The sequence below is a fragment of the Pseudomonas sp. HMWF006 genome, from assembly GCF_003061205.1.
GTDB classification, from domain to species: Bacteria; Pseudomonadota; Gammaproteobacteria; order Pseudomonadales; family Pseudomonadaceae; genus Aquipseudomonas; species Aquipseudomonas monsensis.
This window is the reverse complement of record NZ_QAIU01000494.1, coordinates 1-2,753: the sequence shown is the minus strand read 5'-3', so window position 1 is coordinate 2,753 and position 2,753 is coordinate 1. Positions and strand designations below refer to the sequence as shown.

At 57.4% G+C, this 2,753-nt stretch carries 1 protein-coding gene and 2 pseudogenes; 2 read left to right on the top strand and 1 reads right to left on the bottom strand.

All coding sequences use genetic code 11. The features are described from left to right. Positions 1-87 (top strand): annotated as a pseudogene (locus tag DBR24_RS21515) (PilZ domain-containing protein); the annotation flags it as partial. 146 nt (positions 88-233) lie between these two features. Here the strand turns inward: DBR24_RS21515 and DBR24_RS21510 are convergent. After that, positions 234-602, bottom strand: coding sequence for a DUF6124 family protein (locus tag DBR24_RS21510; protein WP_123467276.1), 369 nt, complete (start codon positions 600-602; stop codon positions 234-236). Between the two features lie 459 nt (positions 603-1,061). Here DBR24_RS21510 and DBR24_RS21505 point away from each other — a divergent pair. Beyond that, positions 1,062-2,753, top strand: a pseudogene (locus tag DBR24_RS21505) (hypothetical protein); the annotation flags it as partial.

Genomic DNA, 2,753 nt, shown 5'->3' with positions numbered 1-2,753 from the left:
CTGCTGCGAGCGCCGCCCGAATACGGGCAGTTGGTCGAGGCGTTGCGTCAGTACTTCAGCTTTCAGCCGTTGCCGGCCTCGGCCTGAGTGCGGCGGCGCCGTCATTATTGTTATCGCTGGCAAGCCAGCTCCCACAGGGTTTTCGTCGCGCTCGGAGGGTGTGTCCGCGCGCAGAACCTGTGGCAGCGGGCTTGCCCGCGATGGCGTCAGTGCAGGCGCCGCAGGGTTAACGGTCAGGTCACGGCAATCGCCCGCTCACGGTCGAGCGTCTTCTCCGCCAGCAACAGGCCCATTTCGCTCAATTGATAGATCGCCATCGCCAGATGGCGCGGCTTGTCGTCCAGGCTGTCGGCCAGGTCGAGCAGCAGAATGCTGACCGAGGAAAAGGTTTCGTAAGTCTGGATGGCCACGGCTTCGGGGTTGAGATCGGGGCTGACCATGAACATCTGCATGCCGCGATCCACGGAGTTGCGCGATGGGGGTTCGGGTTTGAGGTAGTGGTCGAGGGCGCGCTCGGCGGCCTCGTTGAGTTTTTTTGAATCGGCTGAGGTGTAGGGGGAAACCGGGTCGGTTGCCGGGGGATTCGGTGTGTCTTTGAACATAGTGATAACCCTTGTAGTGAGGGCCTTCACCACTTCGCGACTAAACGAAGGGTGGCGGCTGGACGCAGGTTAGTCGACCGGGGGGTATCACCAAAAACCGGCGCGCCGAAGCGCCCTGCGAACAGCCACCATCGAGTGCGGGGATAGGGAATACCCGACTTGATGACGCTTATACACATTGGTGACACACCCCTGGGCGACTAAACCCGACCACTGATTGGCAGCGGCACGGACCAAGTTACGGGGCATCACCAAAGCGCACAAGTCGGCGGATTCTGAGGGATGTGTAGGCAACGGCGCAAGGCACTGTAGCCATGTGCGTATGGCTGAAGGACGTTGTCAGCCTGCGTTGTAGGAAAAGCTACCGTCTGTCGGGACTGTCAGATTTTACAGGTAGGCAGCCGGTTATCCGGCGGCGTACACATACCTCTCGGACATAGCGACGATGAGGGCAGAGTCATGTCAAAGGATACGGATCTGGAAGGTGCACCCGGCGAGGCCGACGTGTTTGGCGCCGATCAAGAACCGCCGCTTCTCTCGGACGGGGTAAGTCCGGACGGACTGTATGTCGGGCCTTTGGAAATTCGGGATTGGGAGTTTACCGAAACCGTCGATACCAACAGTTCGATCATCTTCAATGTCCCGCAGTCTGACGGAGAGCATCAGGTCTGGATTGATTACTACGGCCCCAACGGATATTACGTGAAATTGATTGAGGGGGTCTGGTACAAGGGCGTCCAATGGAACGAATACCTTGCTACTGGACTTCCGGAGGGTTATGGCCAGTATTCCACGATATGGAGATACAAAACCGATTGGTCCGAGACAAGAAACAAACCGGTATTCGTCAGAAAGCTACCTGTTATCACCGGTAAAGATGAACTGACAGCAACAGTCCTCGGCACGGGTGTTACGAGTGGCTATCTTGACATCGTCGAAGACAGCACTAACGCCTCGATGAGTCCGGCGATTCTCGGCAACCAGGCCAACTGGACCCTCAAAGTGCGCGAGGGCTTAAAGCCCTGGACTTACAGCATCAAGGTCAGGCATTCGCAAACTGGATGGGCTACTCGTTACTCGACGCCGATCAGTTTCAATTATTACGGCGTCCCTACCATCCGTGAGCCGAAACAGGATGATGTCGTAAGGGAAAGCAGACCCAGGGTTGAAGGCCAAGGGTTTCCGTCTGCAACCGTGAAAATTTATCAATCAGGCTCGGGCATCATTACCTATGGTGAGGCCCAGGTTGGCAATGACGGGCTCTGGTCGACGTATTTGCAGCACGACTTGCCCTATGGATCCTTTACGTTTATCGCTCAACAGTCGATGGGCAATTCTGTATTGCCCGGCTGGTCGAATCTGGTGACGGTCAATGCCAAATTTCCGCCCGGTACCCCTGCAATAAATTCCATGATTCCTGTCACGGAGCAGAATCAGAGTTTTACCCTGACTGGATCGAATGGCGGGGTCGGGGGGATTGTTCGAATTTTCATCGACGGGACGTCAACCCCGGTCGGTGAAAGCGCCGTGCTGACGCAGGCAAACTGGAGTGCCGAGGTTCAAGTGCCCGTAGGGCCCGCCTCGTTGGTGGCCATAAACGTGCGGGACGAATACGAATCCGGGCGCAGCGGTCCCCGCGCCTTCAAGATCCGCCCCCCGGCGCTGCTGGAACCACAAATGACCGTTCTCGCGGATGGCGGCATTCGGTTCTCAGGCAGCGGCCACTCCAGTGCAACGGTCGAATTCACTCTGCCCTCAGACTCGGGAGTCACTGCACCGCCGTCTGTTGTAGTCAGAGACGGCTTCTGGCAAACAACCGCGACAGGCTGGCCATTCGGCACTTATAAGCTCAAGGTCATTCAAAAGGTTCGGGACGGAGCCAATGGCTGGATCGAGTCAGTCAAATTGGAGTACACGGTCGACAAGCAAATGCCTGATGTGTATGAAACGGACTTCTCAAGGGAGTACCAACCCACCTTCAGCGGCAAAGGTTACAACGGCGCCACCGTCAGGCTCTACCATCCCGGCGGCATACATCTGGCCGCCCCCGATGTCGTCGTGAAGGGCGGGGAATGGTCCAGCATGGCCATCGAGCAATGGGGGCCGTCGGACGAACGGGAAGTTCATATCAAGCAGTTCATCGGCGTAGAG

Excerpts from the sequence above, each read along its gene's own strand:
- DBR24_RS21510 (WP_123467276.1), bottom strand. The coding sequence starts at position 602 with ATGTTCAAAGACACACCGAATCCCCCGGCAACCGACCCGGTTTCCCCC.